Annotated in this window: 15 protein-coding genes; 4 read left to right on the plus strand and 11 right to left on the minus strand. The window is 62.6% G+C overall.

The window, feature by feature from the left end; translation table 11 throughout:
• Positions 1 to 4: 4 nt before the first annotated feature.
• The gene (locus CI807_RS17280) at positions 5 to 2875 is read right to left on the minus strand and encodes a winged helix-turn-helix domain-containing protein (RefSeq protein WP_095015487.1); all 2871 of its coding nucleotides are present in this window, start codon (positions 2873 to 2875) and stop codon (positions 5 to 7) included.
• Positions 2876 to 2965: 90 nt separating this feature from the next.
• Positions 2966 to 4180 carry a CynX/NimT family MFS transporter gene (locus tag CI807_RS17285; protein WP_095015488.1) on the minus strand — a complete coding sequence of 405 codons (1215 nt, stop codon included), beginning with the start codon at positions 4178 to 4180 and terminating at the stop codon, positions 2966 to 2968.
• Between the two features lie 105 nt (positions 4181 to 4285).
• On the opposite strand from CI807_RS17285, the gene CI807_RS17290 reads away from it, so the two are divergent.
• Positions 4286 to 5101: a helix-turn-helix transcriptional regulator gene (locus CI807_RS17290; protein WP_095015489.1), complete on the plus strand. Its 816-nt coding sequence runs from the start codon at positions 4286 to 4288 to the stop codon at positions 5099 to 5101.
• Here the strand turns inward: CI807_RS17290 and CI807_RS17295 are convergent.
• From CI807_RS17295 to CI807_RS17320, 6 genes are all read right to left on the minus strand, one after another.
• Positions 5087 to 6418 carry a HAMP domain-containing sensor histidine kinase gene (locus CI807_RS17295; protein ID WP_095015490.1) on the minus strand — a complete coding sequence of 444 codons (1332 nt, stop codon included), beginning with the start codon at positions 6416 to 6418 and terminating at the stop codon, positions 5087 to 5089. The genes CI807_RS17290 and CI807_RS17295 overlap by 15 nt on opposite strands.
• Positions 6415 to 7155 (minus strand): response regulator, encoded by a 741-nt coding sequence (locus tag CI807_RS17300; protein WP_095017572.1) that lies wholly within the window; start codon positions 7153 to 7155, stop codon positions 6415 to 6417. The genes CI807_RS17295 and CI807_RS17300 overlap by 4 nt, the downstream gene beginning before the upstream one ends.
• A gap of 5 nt (positions 7156 to 7160) precedes the next feature.
• Positions 7161 to 8594, minus strand: a complete 1434-nt coding sequence (locus CI807_RS17305) for a catalase (protein WP_095015491.1) — start codon at positions 8592 to 8594, stop codon at positions 7161 to 7163.
• Positions 8595 to 8690: 96 nt separating this feature from the next.
• Entirely contained in the window at positions 8691 to 9107 is a 417-nt protein-coding gene (locus tag CI807_RS17310; protein ID WP_095015492.1) for an Ohr family peroxiredoxin, read from the minus strand.
• Positions 9108 to 9144: 37 nt separating this feature from the next.
• Positions 9145 to 9516, minus strand: a complete 372-nt coding sequence (locus CI807_RS17315; protein ID WP_095015493.1) for an RNA polymerase subunit sigma-24 — start codon at positions 9514 to 9516, stop codon at positions 9145 to 9147.
• A 79-nt stretch (positions 9517 to 9595) separates the two neighbouring features.
• Positions 9596 to 10375, minus strand: a complete 780-nt coding sequence (locus CI807_RS17320; RefSeq protein ID WP_095015494.1) for a creatininase family protein — start codon at positions 10373 to 10375, stop codon at positions 9596 to 9598.
• Between the two features lie 226 nt (positions 10376 to 10601).
• Here CI807_RS17320 and CI807_RS17325 point away from each other — a divergent pair, with 226 nt between their 5' ends.
• The gene (locus CI807_RS17325) at positions 10602 to 11669 is read left to right on the plus strand and encodes an AI-2E family transporter (protein ID WP_010211353.1); all 1068 of its coding nucleotides are present in this window, start codon (positions 10602 to 10604) and stop codon (positions 11667 to 11669) included.
• 9 nt (positions 11670 to 11678) lie between these two features.
• Here the strand turns inward: CI807_RS17325 and CI807_RS31450 are convergent, their stop codons facing one another.
• The 3 genes from CI807_RS31450 to CI807_RS17335 form a co-directional block, all read right to left on the minus strand.
• On the minus strand, positions 11679 to 11843 hold the full coding sequence (locus tag CI807_RS31450; protein WP_016980059.1) for a hypothetical protein: 165 nt from the start codon (positions 11841 to 11843) through the stop codon (positions 11679 to 11681).
• Positions 11844 to 11933: 90 nt separating this feature from the next.
• A complete protein-coding gene (locus tag CI807_RS17330; RefSeq protein WP_010211349.1) occupies positions 11934 to 12128 on the minus strand; it encodes a hypothetical protein in 195 nt (64 codons plus the stop codon).
• 225 nt (positions 12129 to 12353) lie between these two features.
• Entirely contained in the window at positions 12354 to 12728 is a 375-nt protein-coding gene (locus tag CI807_RS17335) for a hypothetical protein (protein WP_016980060.1), read from the minus strand.
• Between the two features lie 156 nt (positions 12729 to 12884).
• On the opposite strand from CI807_RS17335, the gene CI807_RS17340 reads away from it, so the two are divergent.
• Both CI807_RS17340 and CI807_RS17345 read left to right on the plus strand, forming a co-directional pair.
• Positions 12885 to 13703, plus strand: a complete 819-nt coding sequence (locus CI807_RS17340; RefSeq protein WP_095015495.1) for a shikimate 5-dehydrogenase — start codon at positions 12885 to 12887, stop codon at positions 13701 to 13703.
• Between the two features lie 174 nt (positions 13704 to 13877).
• On the plus strand, positions 13878 to 15341 hold the full coding sequence (locus tag CI807_RS17345; protein WP_095015496.1) for a DASS family sodium-coupled anion symporter: 1464 nt from the start codon (positions 13878 to 13880) through the stop codon (positions 15339 to 15341).
• Positions 15342 to 15474: the final 133 nt, after the last annotated feature.

Raw genomic sequence — 15474 nt, forward strand, 5'->3', positions numbered from 1 at the left:
TTCTTCAGGCGTGTTGAGCATCGTCCAGGCGCGCCTGTAGCAGGCGCAAGTCCTGGGTGTCGAAGCCTTCCGAAAACTGCTCGCGGTGTTGGCCCAGCAAACACTGGGACTCACTGCCGCGACCTTGCGCCTGCCACAGCGCGGCCAGATCGATGGCACTGCGCAACGCCCAGCTGCGTGAGCCTTGCTGCTGACTCAGGCTCAAGGATTCTTCCAGCAGTGTCTCAGGCCGTTGGTTGTCGCCGGGCACTTGTGCCTTATGAATGCTGGCCTGGAGGCGCAGCAGTTCCGGCAGGGGGAAGGCATCGCCGCTGTGTCGGCAGTGTTCGATGGTCGCCTTCACTTGTGCCAGGGCCTTTTCAAATTGCCCCTCCAGCATCAAGCCCTCGGCCAGGGCGATCTCGAAGGAGGTGGTCAGCAATTCGTAGCGCATGCCGTGCAGGCGGGCCAGGGTTTCCTCAAGGACGGCGACGGCATTGCCGGGCTGGCCTGCGCGGATCGCGATCGCCGCGCCAAAGCCCATGGCTGCGGCGATATAGGGGCCGAAGGCATTGGCCTCGGCAATGGACTTGAAGGTGTGCAGGCGCTCGGCGGCGGTGTGCAGGTCACCGGTCCAGATGTAAATCTGCAGGGTCCACACCAGCGCGATGCAGTAGGTGGTTGCATGGTCCAGCGCGGCGGCTTCGGTTTCGACCTGCCGGGCGCCTTGTCTGGCCTGGTCGGGAAAGCCCATCAGCCACAGGGTGCGCGCCAGGGCCAGGCCGGTGCGGTTGCGATGGTCGAAACCGTAGTGAATGGTCAGGCTGCGCTGCGACGGCACGCTGTTGCGCAGGGAGTGTTCCAACGCGTGGCGCGCCAACGCCTGGTCCCCCAGCAAGTGATAACAGATGCCCGCAAGGGAGGCGGCCACCGCGATGGCTTCCGGCTTGCCGATCACTGCGCCGATCTCCACGGCGCGTTCGGCCCAGGCCAGGGACGCCTTAAAGTCACCAATGCGTTCGTAGAAAATCTGCAAACGCCCCAGCAGGCGCAGTTGCGAGCGGTGCTCGCCAAGGGTCACGGCAATGTCCAAGGCACGTAACAGGGCTTTTTCTGCGGCGACGCTGTTGCCCTTGGTGAACATCAGCACCAGGCCCAGGGCGGCCTGCAGTTCCATTTCGGTGGGCGTGCCGAAGTAGCCGAGTTCCAGCAATTCGGTGGCGCGGGTGCACCAGGTGCGGCATTCCACCAACAGGGAAAAATGCAGGAACAGTTGCGCACTCGCCGCCGCCAGCGGCAGTGCCAGGCCGGGGTCGCCCTGAGGGCCGAAGCTCCACTCCAGCGCGCTGCGGATATTGCCCAACTGGCAACCCAGCCGCGTGGCGCTGGCGAAGATGGCGTGAGGGGTGTCGCCCAGGTGCTTGAGCTGCTCCATATGGTACGCCGCATGCCTGAAGGCCAGGGCGTGCACCTCGGATGGGCCCCGCACCTGGAGTTTTTCCCGCGCATAGGCGCGGGTCATTTCCAGCAAGCGGTAAGAGGCCGTGGCGTTGCTGCGGTTCACGGTGACCAGGCCCTTGGCGGCCAGCTCATCCAGGGTCGCGGCCACGCTGACGGGGTCGATCCAGTCGTCGGCGGCAATGTGCGAGGCCGCCTCCAGGGCAAACGGGCCCACAAACGCCGCCAGCCGCTCGAACACCAGGCGTTCATTGGCCGAGAGCAGGTCGTAACTCCAGTCCAGCATTGCGCGCAGCGTCTGATGCCGTGGCAGTGCGGTCCGGCGACCGGCCCATCCCAGGGAGAAGCGCTCGCCGAGCAGGGCGTGAGTGGCGTGTACGCCATGCAGCGCCACACGCACCGCCGCCAATTCGATGGGCAGCGCCATGCCTTCCAGGCGTTGGCACATGTCGGCAATCAGACGTGCATCGCCGGGTGCCAGGGCCAGTGCGGCATTGCTGGCGTACACGCGCTCGACAAACAGTTGCACGGCAGGAAATCCCAGCAGTTGTTCGACGCTCAAGTCCTGCAACTCGCTGGGAAAAGCAAGCGGGTCGAGCCGATACACGTGCTCGCCGCGCGTCCGCAGCGGTTCGCGACTGGTGGCGAGAAGGGCCACGCCCGGGGCCGCATCCTGGATCTGTTCAACGAGGGTGCAGACCGCATCGATCAGGTGTTCGCAATTGTCGATGATCAGCAGCAACCGTTGCGCCCGCAGGTGGGCGAGCAACACCTGCATCGGTTCTTCGGCCTGCACCGCAATACCCAGTGCGCTGGCGAGGGCGATGGGCACCAAGCCCGCATCCTCGACCTGGGCCAGGTCGACGAAGTGCACCGCGTCTTCCTCTGCGCGGCAGTGGCCGGTTTCCACGGCCAGGCTGGTCTTGCCCACGCCGCCTGGGCCGACGATGGTGAACAGCTTGGGCTGTCGCAGCCGCTCCATCACCAGCGCCACATCGGCGTGGCGCCCGATCAGGCTGGGGCGCGGCGGCAGGCGGCCGACGCCATTGGCCACTCGAGGGCGGCTGTGCGCGGCAGGCAATGGTCGGGCAGTGCGCTCCATCGGCGCGACGAACGCGTAGCCGACGCCTACTTGGGTGTTGATATAGCGTGCACCGTTTTCGCCATCGCCGAGAATGCGGCGCAGCCCGGTCATGTGAAAACGCAGGCTGCCTTCTTCGACGATGATGTCGGGCCACACCAGGCTGATCAGTTCACGTTTGGACACCACGCGTCCTGGACGTTCGAGCAGGGCGATCAGCAGGTCGAGGGCACGACCGCCGATATCCAATGCCGCGCCATCTTTGGTGAGCAAGCGTTTGCCCGGAACCACGCGAAAAGGGCCGAAGGCAAAGTCCAGGCTCGCGGCCTCATGCAGGTCGTCAGGGGCGGACTCCACGGTTATCGTGCTCTCGAAAAGAGGAAGGTGTATTCATGGGGGTTGGAACGCTGTTTCGGTCTGAGCATGATAGGAGAACCCAGCGTTGGTTCAAGTCCGTACAGCCTCGGCCGCATGTGGCGCGAGGGCATTGGTCTGGGCCGGTTTGAGCATCGGCGTCAGGCACAGCATGAAGACCAGCACGGCAAACAGCATGGCGTAGGCCAGGCTGTAGTTGCCGCTGTGGTCGCGCAATGCACCGAAACACAGCGGGCCCAAGGCGGCCACCAGATAGCCGATAAACAGCATGAATACCGTCCAGGCACCGGCTTGTGCAGGGCTGCTGGCATTGTCCAGTGGCAGCGTCATGCCCACGGTGAACGCCATGCCCAGGCCGATCGCCACCAGCAACACGTACAGGGTTGGCCACGCCGTCGGCGCAAACGCCATGCCTGCGGTGCCCAACAGCGCGATCAATGTGCAGACGGCCAGCAGGCCGCGACGGTCATGGGCCTTGCCGGGGATCAGGCCGGCGCCGACGCTGGCAACCGCGAATACAGCGGTGAACAGCCCCAACAAGGTGCCGGCGGACAGGTGGGTGACGGCCGTTTCCGTGGAGGATGGTGCCAGCCAGGCGAACAGGGCATAGACCACAAACTGGCTGGCACCGAAGTACAGCGCCACCAGCCACGCCTGGGAGTTGCGCCACGGCAGCCGGATCGACCGGGCCGGTGCAGGGGCCAGCCGGGGCGCGCCGGCCGCGAAACGCCGGGCCATCCACACCCAGCTGATCACCGCCGTGACGCTCAACAGGCTCCATACTCCGGCGCCTACCCGCCAGCTGTGGGCAAGTTCAGTGATGGGCGCGGTGAACAGTGCAGAAAGGGTGGCCCCGACACTCAAGCCTGCGGCATAAATACCCATGAAAAACGCCGGGCGGTGGGCAAAGTGGGTTTTGATCCAGCCCCCCATCAACGCGCCGGCGATAGCGATGCCGACACTGATCACAAAGGTGTTCAGCAGCAGCAGCGCGGCATTCGGCGAGACCGCCCGCAACAGGCACGCGGCGCCGATCAGCACCAATGCCGCAATCATGCAGCGGTCCGACCCAAAACGTCGGCTCAAGCCTGGCGCAAGCAGGGCGAGCACACCCATGCACACGTCCGGGATCGACGTCAGCAGTGCCGCTTGGGTAAAGCTCAACCCATACTGGTCCTGGATCAACAGCAGGATCGGCCCGATGGATACGATGGCAGGGCGCAGGGCGATGGACAGCACCAATAGGCCGAGGACGGCTGCCAGGCTGTGCTTGTCGGTGGAGGTCATGTCGACGGGCTCTTCGGGTCGTGGAAGTCGAACCGATCGTAGCAATGTGCAAGAATCGACAAATGCCAGCTTATATCGACAAAGTGACAATACGATGAGCCCACCATGAAGCAAGATGCCCGCGCCGTCGGTAAACCCGTCGAACTCAATGGACGCAGCGAGGACTACCTGGATTACCAGGACGTGCCCCGTGTGCTCATGGCCCTTGTGCGCAACCAGGCGGCCGGCGCCTATAACGCGCCGCACACCCACCGCCACGGCCAGTTGCTGTATGCGGTCAGTGGGGTGATGCGCGCCGTTGCCCAGGGCAGCCTGTGGTTCTTGCCACCCAAACGAGCACTGTGGATTCCCGCCGAAGAAGAACACGATCAACTGATGCTGACGCCGGTGCAGATGCGCTCGATCTATATCCAGGCCGACGCGGCCGCCGGTTTCGGTGACCGGTGCCGGATCGTCGATGTTTCGCTGCTGTTGCGTGAGCTGATTCTGGTGCTGGCCAATGAGCCGATCGAGTACGAACTGGAAGGCCGCAATAGCCACGTGGTGGCGCTGATTCTCAGCGAACTGGCCGCCGCGCGCACCTTGCCGTTGCAGATCCCGTGGCCGGTCGACCGCCGACTGCTGATGGTGTGCCGCGCGATACTTGAAACACCTGGGCAAACCCACACGGTGGCGTATTGGGCCGACCAGGTCGGCGCCAGTTCACGCACGCTGATCCGCTTGTTTCTCAAGGAGACCGGCTTGACCTACCGCCAGTGGGTGCAGCAGGTGCGTCTGGCCTGTGCCCTGGAACGACTGGAGAATGGCGAGCCCATCGGCCGGATCGCCCAGGAGCTGGGCTATGTGAGCGCCAGTGCCTTCAGTGCGATGTTTCGCCGCGCGATCGGCGTTTCACCGCGCGACTTTCTAGTCCGCGACTGACGGCATGGGTGACTGGCAGCGAGGCAGCAGCAACTGCGCGCACAACCCACCGCCCTCGCGGTTATACAGGGTCAGGCCGCCTTGCAGGCTGTGCGCCAGTTGCTGCGCGATGGCCAGGCCCAGCCCGGTGCCGCCGGTGGTGCGGTTGCGTGAGCTTTCGACGCGATAGAACGGCTTGACCACGTCGGGCAGTTGCGCCTCGGGAATGCCGGGGCCACGGTCAAGGATCTGGATCGACAGATGCGCGTCGGCGTGCTGCTCGACGTTGACCGTGACGTCGCTGCCGAACTTCAACGCGTTGTCCACCAGGTTCACCAGCACCCGGCGCAGTGCGTGGGGGCGGGTGTCGATCACGGTGCCGGTGGGCGCGGTGAGCACCACCTGTTTGCCGACGTCCTGATAGTCGAACACCAGGCTGTCTAGAAACGAGTGCAGGTCGACCCGGCGACTGGCCTCGACGGTGCCGTCCATGCTGCGTGCGTAGGCCACGCCTTCCTGGACCAGGTGCTGCATTTCACTGAGGTCATTCCAGAGTTTTTCCCGCTCCACCGACTCCTCCATGAGCTCGGCACGCAGTTTCATGCGCGTGATCGGGGTTTGCAGGTCGTGGGAAATAGCCGCGAGCAGTTGCATGCGTTCCTTGATGTGGGTGGCGATGCGTTCCTGCAGGGTATTGAAGGCCACGGCCGCGTAGGCCACCTCGGTGGGGCCGTTCTCATCCAGGCGCGCGCCGCCGCCGTTTGGGTCCAGGCGGTCGACCGCATTGGCCAGGCGCGTCAGCGGCTCAATCGCGGTGCGCACGGCCAGCAGGGTGCAGCCGAGCAGCAGCAATAGCTGCACCCCCAGTAACAGCGGCAGCCAGGGTGACAGCGGTGAGACTTGTGGGCGCACATCAATGCTCAGTGGCGTGCCATCGTGCAGGCGCAAGTGCGCCTGATAATGCGGGCGTTTGTCGGGGATGGTATTGAAAGTCAGGCTGTAGTCCTGGCCCAGGGTGGCCACCATCGAGTGCACCGAGGCGGGCGCGGTGGCCATGTCCATCGGCTGGCCAGGCTGGCCTTCATCCAGTTGGTAGCGATAGGTGGCATGTTCGAAGCGCGGCAGCCAGGCTCGCCGCTCTTCGGCGGGCAGGCGTTCGAGCATGGCCACCGAGGTGCTGATGTCCTGTTCGAAGTTGCCCAGCATCAGTGACATCGCGCTCTGATAACGCTCATAAAACTGCAGCCCGAAGGACAGCCCGTGGGCAATTACCAGGCTGGTCAAAAAGATCAGCGTCAGGCGTGAGGCCAGGGAGCGCGGCCAGCGCAGCCGTTTCATGACGCTTCTCCGAGGATTTCCACCGGGTAGGTGAATACATAACCTTCGCTGCGCACCGTCTTGACGTACGCCGGGTCGCGCGCGTCATCCAGCAGGCGCTGGCGCAGGCGGCTGACCAGCAAGTCGATGGAGCGGTCGAACAGGTCGGCATCGCGGCCCTGGGTGAGATTGAGCAATTGATCGCGGCTCAGTACACGCTGGGGGTGGTCGACAAAGACCCGCAACAGGCGGTATTCGCCGCCGCTCAGGTTGACGATGGTGCCCTGGGCGTCCATCAGGTGGCGTGCGGTGGTATCCAGCCGCCATTTGCCGAAGGCCACCAGGCGGCTGGCCTCGCTGACGATCAGGTTGGGCGGCAGCGAGCGAGTGCGGCGCAATACGGCGTTGATGCGCGCCAGCAGCTCGCGGGCGGCGAAGGGTTTGACCAGGTAATCATCGGCGCCCATTTCCAGGCCGATGATGCGGTCGGTTTCGTCGTTGCGTGCGGTCAGCATCAGGATCGGCGTGGCTTTGTGTTTGCCCGCGCGCAGCTCGCGGCACAGCACCAGCCCATCGTCGCCCGGCATCATGATGTCGAGCACGATCAGGTCCACCGCCGTGGCATCGAGCAAGGTGCGCATTTGCCGACCGTCCGAGGCCACCGTGGTACGCAAGCCGTTTTTCTTCAGGTAATTGCCGACGAGTTCGCGGATCTCACGATCGTCGTCGACAATCATAATGTGATCGATATGGTCCATCTGGCTCACCCTAAGAGTTCGATGGCGCGGGCAACACCCGCGCCGTAGGCAGGATCGGCTTGCGTGCAGTGCTGGATGTGGCGCGCTTTGGCCTGGGGGCTGGCGCCCTGGATGGAACGCGCGGTGTTGTCGAACAAGGCCTGTTGCTGGGTGGCGCTCATCAAGCGGAACAGGGCGCCGGGTTGGGAAAAATAGTCCGTGTCTTCCCGATGGTTCCAGTGCGCAGCGCTGCCTTGCAGGGCCAGCGGTGGCTCGCGAAAGTCCGGTTGCTCCACCCATTGCGCGTGGCTGTTGGGTTCGTAGCCGAGGGTGCTGCCGGCATTGCCGTCGGTGCGCATCTGCCCGTCGCGGTGGTAGCTGTTGACCGGGCAACGCGGGGCGTTCACCGGGATCTGATGGTGGTTCACGCCGACGCGGTAGCGCTGCGCATCGCCATAGGCGAACAGGCGCGCCTGCAGCATCTTATCCGGCGAAAAGCTGATGCCCGGCACCACGTTGGCGGGATTGAAAGCGGCTTGTTCGACGTCGGCGAAGTAGTTGTCGGGGTTGCGATTGAGCTCCAGGACGCCCACTTCGATCAGCGGATAATCCTGATGCGGCCAGACTTTGGTCAGGTCGAAAGGGTTGATCGCATAAGTGCCGGCATCCGCCTCCGGCATGATTTGCACGTGGAGCGTCCATTGCGGGAAGCGGCCTTCTTCGATGCTGGTGTACAGGTCGCGCTGGGCGCTTTCACGGTCGTCGCCGACCACTTGGCAGGCCTGCTCGTCGGTGAGGTTGTGGATGCCTTGCGCGGTTTTCCAGGTGAATTTCACCCAGAAGCGCTCGTTGGCCGGGCTGATAAAGCTGAAGGTGTGGCTGCCAAACCCATGCATGTGCCGATAGGACTGCGGCAACCCTCGGTCGCTCATCACAATCGTCACTTGGTGCAGGGCTTCGGGCAGCAGGGTCCAGAAATCCCAGTTGTTGCGCGCGCTGCGCATGTGGGTGCGCGGGTCACGTTTGACGGCGTGGTTGAGGTCGGGAAATTTCAACGGGTCGCGCAGGAAAAACACCGGGGTGTTGTTGCCCACCAGGTCCCAGTTGCCTTGCTCGGTGTAGAACTTGATGGCGAAACCACGGATGTCCCGCTCGGCATCGGCGGCGCCGCGCTCGCCGGCCACGGTAGAAAAACGCACGAAGACATCCGTGGTCTTGCCCACGTGGGAAAACAGGTCGGCCTTGGTGAAGCGGGTGATGTCCTGGGTGACGGTAAACCGGCCGAACGCGCCGGAGCCCTTGGCGTGCATGCGGCGCTCGGGGATGACTTCACGGTCGAAGTGCGCCAGTTTTTCCAGCAGCCAGACGTCCTGTAACAACACGGGGCCGCGGGGGCCGGCGGTTTGCGAATGGTTGTTGTCGACCACGGGTGCGCCGGCGGCTGTCGTCAGTTTTTTCATGCTCAAGTCCCCTTGCTTCTGATTGTTGTGTCAGGGAGCATCAAACCAGACCCCTCAGGGCACCGCGATTGCACGTAGGTATCGAGTCACTGACCCTCAGTTCAGGGTGAAGCTGACGTCGATGTTGCGGCGTGTGGCTTTGGAGTAGGGGCAGTTCTGGTGGGCCGCTTCAATCAATTGCCGGGCTACCTCGGGTTCTATCTCGGGCAACGAAACGCTGAGGTGTGCCTGCAAGAAAAACCCCTGTGCGCCGTGTAGCAGTTCGACCTGGGCATCAATCGCCGCCGTGGCCGGAAACAGGATTTTGCGGGCATTGCAGGCATGGCGCAGCGCGGCCAGGAGTGACGCTGACCAGCACACCGCAAACAGTTGCTCGGGGTTGGTGCCGCTCCCCGGAGCACCGGGCGGGGAGAGCTTGATATCCAGCCGGCCATCCTCGCTACGCCCTGCGCCCTCTCGACCGCCTGTGGTAGCGGTGTGGCCGGAATACAGAATTTTTTCGATGCTCAGCATGGGCATTTCCTGGGAAGAATCGACGGCAGTGGGAAAGTCAAATTGCCCACTGGATAGATGGCGAATTCAGCAGAGGGGTGACGTTGGTGGACGGCAGATATCCCAACAGCGTCGTACGGGCGATCTCCAGCAACCAGGCTCGGAACGGCGTGGCAGCGTCGTAGCCTGCGGCATTTTCCAGCACGGCCAGGAAGGCTTCACGTACCAGGTACTGGATGTTTTCATGGCGAATGCGCCCGGCCTGTGCCTGGCCCTCATAAAAAGCCACCAACAACGGTGAGACGTTGCCCGAGAGTCGCCGCACGGCGCCTCGGTCACCGTTGAGCACATGCACCATCAATGTGCACAGCCTCTCATTGCCGAGACGGCCCACCTTGCACAGGCAATTGCCGCGATACCCTTCGGTCATGGTTGCATCCCTCTTGAATGCTGACGGTGGTGAGATTCAAGAGTGATGCCTGGCCGCGTTGGCCACCAGTTAGGCGGTGTTAGCAGTTGTTAGTCGAGGCGCTGACGGGGCCGAGCGGTGTTGATTCATGGCTGAATGCCTCCAGTTCGCGCACCAGGCTTTCGGCCGCCAGCCTGACCAACTCACCGCCTTTTTCCGGTGTTGCCTGGCCTGGGTCCGAGCCCATGCGGCCGTCCGGGAAGCGTGCGCGGAAGTCATGGGCCTCGCGAATCGGTCCGGAATTGGCGATTTGCGGCGAATAGGCCGCCGATTTGATCGCGTCCGGGTAGGCCCATTGAGTCACCGCAATCTCCGACGGCGTGGCGTGGATCCCGTGGCCGGTGGGGAACTGTCGGTTGGCCAGTGCGCCAACGCCTTCCAGGTCCCACCAGTTGCTCAGTTTCAAGGCGAACCCGGCGGGTTGCCTGGCGAAACTGGCGCGGGCATACAGTTGCGAAAAGGCCGCTTCGATCGAGGCAATGTTGCCGCCATGGCCATTGAGAAAGAGGATCTTCTCGAAGCCGTGGGCAACCAGGGAAAGCACCCAGTCCTCGATGGCCGCGATAAACGTCGATGGGCGCAGCGTGATGGTGCCGGCAAAGCCCAGGTGATGCTGGGCCATGCCGATATTGAACGTGGGGGCGATCAGGATATCCGCCGTTTCCTGCGCCTGGTGGGCAATGATCTGCGGACACATCCAATCGGTGCCCAACAGGCCAATGGGCCCGTGCTGCTCGTTGGAGCCGATGGGAATCACGATGGTGCGGCTGCGTTCAAGAAATTGCTCGATTTCAGCCCAGGTGGACATGTGTAAAAGCATGATGGCCTCTCTGTTCGACAGAGCCCCGGTGGGAGCGTGATGGAGTGTCGCAAGTGCACGCCAATCTCATCACGGGGCAGGGGCAGCGGACATTGCACGATGGTGTCGATCCACGCGCTGTGGGCGGGTCTATGCTTGTTCAATAACCGAGGGCACTCCCAGGTTTCGCTGCGGACTAAGCAACAGGGCCTACAAGGGACCTCTGCTTTTCTGACATGGACCGGACATGAATCAAACCAACCTGCAATTCAAGACCTTGCTGTTACTGCTGGGCCTGGTGACCATCGCGTTTATCTGGATATTGCTGCCGTTCTACGGCGCGGTGTTCTGGGCGGTGATCCTCGGCATCATCTTTGCCCCGATGCAGCGGCGCCTGCAGCAGCGTTTTGGCTGGAACCGCAACCTAACTTCCCTGGCCACCTTGAGTGCTTGCCTGATCATCGCGATCTTGCCGGTGATCATTACCAGTGCCCTGTTGGTGCAGGAAGGCGCGACGCTTTACAAGAACATCGAAAGCGGCAAGCTGGACGTGGCGGGGTATATCGAGCAGTTCAAGAATGTGTTGCCGCCGTACTTCCAGCACCTGCTGGACCGTTTCGGTATGGGCAACCTGGAAGGCTTGCGCGAGAAGATCGTCAAGAGCGCGATGCAGGGTAGCCAGTTCTTTGCCACCCAGGCGTTCAGCTTTGGCCAGGGCACGTTTGATTTCCTGGTGAGCTTTTTCATCATGCTGTACCTGCTGTATTTCCTGCTGCGCGACGGCCCGGAGCTGGTGCGCAAGGTGCGCACGGCGGTGCCGTTGGCCGAGCCGCAGAAGCGCCGGTTGCAGCTCAAGTTCAATCGTGTGGTGCGGGCCACGGTCAAGGGCAATGTGCTGGTGGCCGTGACACAGGGTGCGCTCGGCGGGCTTATCTTCTGGTTCCTGGATATTCCCAGTGCATTGCTCTGGGCGGTGCTGATGGCGTTTCTGTCGCTGTTGCCAGCGGTGGGTGCGGGGATTGTGTGGGGGCCGGTGGCCGCCTACTTCCTGTTGAGCGGCGCCATCTGGCAAGGCGTGGTGCTGGCGCTGTTTGGGGTGTTTGTGATCGGCCTGGTGGACAACGTGCTGCGCCCGATTCTGGTGGGCAAGGACACCAAGATGCCGGATTACCTGATCCTGATCTCGACCCTGGGCGGTTTGTCGGTGTTTGGCTTGAACGGCTTTGTGATCGGGCCGCTGGTGGCGGCGTTGTTCATGTCCAGCTGGGCGTTGTTTGTGGAAAGCAAGCCGCGAGTCAAGCTGCCGTTGCCCTAAAAAGCAGCTTCAAGCTTCGAGCTTGAGGCTTGCCGCTGCTTCTCGGCTGCTCTTGAAAGGACCGCTAATAGCTTCGCCGTCGCGTACCAGGTACCAGCAGGCGAGCAAACCCAGCTTGCGAAGCGGGGCGGGAACGGCGCTGCCGATGACGGACATGATCTGAATAGTGGGCATAAGGACCTCCAATCGCTATGGGGTCACTGTACGGGGCAGGCTGGCGTAGCAAAAATCACCCGTCTCGATAGTCGTCATCGACGCGAGGCGTCAGTCCACCACTTGATCGAGCATGTTCACCACTTCCTGTTCACTGAGCAGGCCCTTGCGCACCAGGTTTTCCGCCAGCAGCGCAAGGAATTTAGCGCTACGGTGGCCTTCCAGGTGCTTGAGTTCGGTGAGGGCGCTGTAGACCTTGCTGGACGTACAAAGGCCAGCGGTGCGGTGCGGGTTTTGCGTGGGCATGGTCAGTCGTCCTTGTTGTTATTGGGTGGACAGGATCGATAGTGGAAGTAAGTTGTGACACAAACATGACAGCGCGAGGCCCGATTGGGCAAGTAGACATTGGCTTCGATGATGTGCGATTTCGCGCCGGGCATTGTCCTCAGAGCGACCTTGACGCCCTGAATCCGGACTTTTCAGACAAAAAAAGGCCCCGCAATTCTGCGAGGCCTGTTTCAGACGATTCGGTTACCAGCCGCGGCCGTAATAGCCGTGAGGAGGGCCGTAGTAGCCGCGCGGTGGACCGTAATAGCCACGCGGTGGGCCGTAGTAGACCGGTGCCGGGCGGTAATACACCTGTTGCTGCACATACACCGGTGGCGGCGGTGCGTAGTAGACCGGCGGCGGCGCGGCATATACCGGCTGCGGTTGCACATACACCGGCTGCTGCACGTAGACCTCACGCGGCTGGCTGGCAACCACGGAGCCCACGACGGCTGCACCGACTAAAGCACCCAACACGGCCGGGCCACCCCAACCACCACCGTGGGCGGAGGCTTGGCCTGCCATCGCGAGTGCGCCAACCAGCAAGGCGATCTTGGGGATTGTACGAATCATGGTCATTCCTCGGTTAGCCCCAGCGCTTGTGGTCTGCAATCAATAGACTCAAGTAATGTCGCGGGGATACTTTTAAGACAACGTATTTCTGAAAAACAGCACAGCCGCTAGGTAAAGGTTGTGTAAGGTCTGTACCCAATTGCTTACTCAAAGGAGTTACCCATGCAGATGCACCCCAACAAGGACACCCAACTGTGCATGTCTCTGTCGGCGCGCCCCGGGAATTTCGGCCTGCGGTTTCATAACCACCTGTACGAACAGCTGGGTCTGAACTTCTACTATAAAGCCTTCAGCAGCCAGGACTTGCCCGGCGCGATCGGTGGTATCCGCGCGTTGGGCGTGCGGGGTTGCGGGGTTTCCATGCCGTTCAAGGAAGCTGCCATTGCCTTAGTGGACGAACTCGACGATTCGGTTCAGGCCATCGACTCCCTGAACACCATCGTCAACACCGACGGGCATCTCAAGGCCTACAACACCGATTACATCGCCATCGAACAGTTGCTGAAAAAGCACGCAGTGCCCAAGGAATCGACCTTCGCCCTGCGCGGTAGCGGCGGCATGGCCAAGGCTGTGGCCAGTGCCTTGCGGGATGGCGGCTATGCCAATGGCGTGATTGTGGCGCGCAACGAAACCGCAGGCCGGGCCCTGGCGCAGAACCTGGGGTACGAGTGGTTGGCCGAACTGGGTGACCTGCGCCCGCAGATGCTGATCAACGTGACGCCCATTGGCATGACTGGCGGGGCTGAGGCCGATGCGTTGGCATTCGACGCTGAAGCGGTGGATTGTGCCGAAACGGTATTCGATGTGGTGGCGATCCCCGCCGAAACACCGCTTATCCTGCGTGGTCGCTCCAAGGGGAAACGGGTGATTACCGGGTTGGAAGTGATCGCCATCCAGGCCCTGGAGCAATTTGTGCTCTACACCGGCGTGCGCCCGACCCCTGAACAGTTCGAAAAAGCCGTGGCCTTTGCCCGTGCCTGACGCTTCACGGGTAAGGCTCCCGGCCGACGCGTTGCTGGCCCTGCAGGGCAGGGCGCCGGAACTGAGCCTGGCAAGTTGCGCGCCGTGTTGAGTCAGTTGTTGGCCTAGGTCAACACGCCGCAGGTGGTTTTGCCCCATGCTCCAAGGCTCTGATTTAGAGCCTTGGAGCACCCCATGAGCGCGGCATCCTTCAAATTACCCCTGGGCCTGGTGGTCGCCGTGCTGGTGATGACCGGGGTGCTGCTGTTGCCGCTGCCCGCCGACTTGCCGGTGGCCGGGCACCGCATGCTGGCGATCCTCGCGTTTGCCGTGGTGGTGTGGATCACCGAAGCGGTATCGTACGAAGCCAGCGCGATCATGATCACGTCGCTGATGGCCTTTCTGCTCGGCACGGCACCGTCGCTGCAAGACCCTACCCATTTGATCGGCAGCAGCCCGGCCATCAGCATGGCGCTCACCGGTTTCTCCAACCCGGCGCTGGCGCTAGTGGCGGGCGCATTGTTTATCGCCGCCGCCATGACCCACACCGGCCTGGACCGACGCATCGCCCTGGTCACCCTGAGCCGCGTCGGCACCAGCACCCGGCGCATCCTGCTGGGGGCAATTGCGGTGACTATTTTGCTCAGCCTGGTGGTGCCCAGCGCCACGGCGCGCAGTGCCTGCGTGGTGCCGATCATGATGGGCGTGATCGCCGCGTTCGGCGTGGACAAGCGCTCGAACATCGCCGCCGGCATCATGATCGTGGTGGCCCAAGGCACCAGCATCTGGAACGTCGGCATCCAGACCGCCGCCGCGCAGAACCTGCTGACCGTCGGCTTCATGGACAAGATGCTCGGCCAGCGCGTGTCGTGGATCGACTGGCTGATCGCGGGGGCGCCGTGGGCGTTGATCATGTCGGCGGTGTTGCTGTTCCTGGTGCTCAAGTTGCTGCCGCCGGAGACCGACAGCATTCCCGGTGGCAAGGAGGCGGTGGCGCAATCGCTGGTAGATATCGGGCCGATGACAGGCCCGCAAAAGCGCCTGTTGACGGTGTCGGTGATGTTGCTGCTGGCCTGGGCCACGGAAGGGCGTTTGCACAGTTTTGACACCACCTCGACCACGTACGCGGGGTTGGTGTTGTTGTTGCTGCCGGGTATCGGCGTGATGACCTGGAAGGATGTGCAGTCGCGGATTCCGTGGGGCACGGTGATTGTGTTTGGGGTGGGTATCAGCCTGGGTACGGCGCTGTTGACCACCCAGGCGGGGCAGTGGTTGGGGGCTGCGGTGGTGGCGCACACGGGGTTGGATCAGGTTGGGCCGCTGGGGGTGTTTGCGATTCTGGGGGCGTTTTTGATTGTGATTCATTTGGGGTTTGCCAGTGCCACGGCGTTGACCTCGGCGCTGCTGCCGATTTTGATTGCGGTGTTGCAGACGTTGCCGGGGGAGTTCAGTCGGCTGGGGATGACGATGCTGTTGGGGTTTGTGATGAGCTATGGGTTTATTCTGCCGATCAATGCGCCGCAGAATATGGTGTGCCTGGGGACGGGGACGTTTACGGCGCGGCAGTTTGCCAAGGTGGGGGTTTTGGTGACGCTTGTTGGTTATTTGTTGATGTTGGTGTTTGCGGTGACTTACTGGAGTTGGTTGGGGTGGGTTTGATTGGGGTGGGTTGGGTGTATATCCGTTATTTGGGTGATGGCGGGTATTGGTTCCGCCCTTACGGCGGGTCACTTTTGGAAAAGAGCCCCAAAAGTAACCAAAAGGGCTCTTGCCCCAACACTCGGCACCTCGC

Source organism: Pseudomonas sp. NS1(2017) (assembly GCF_002269425.1).
GTDB lineage: Bacteria > Pseudomonadota > Gammaproteobacteria > Pseudomonadales > Pseudomonadaceae > Aquipseudomonas > Aquipseudomonas reactans.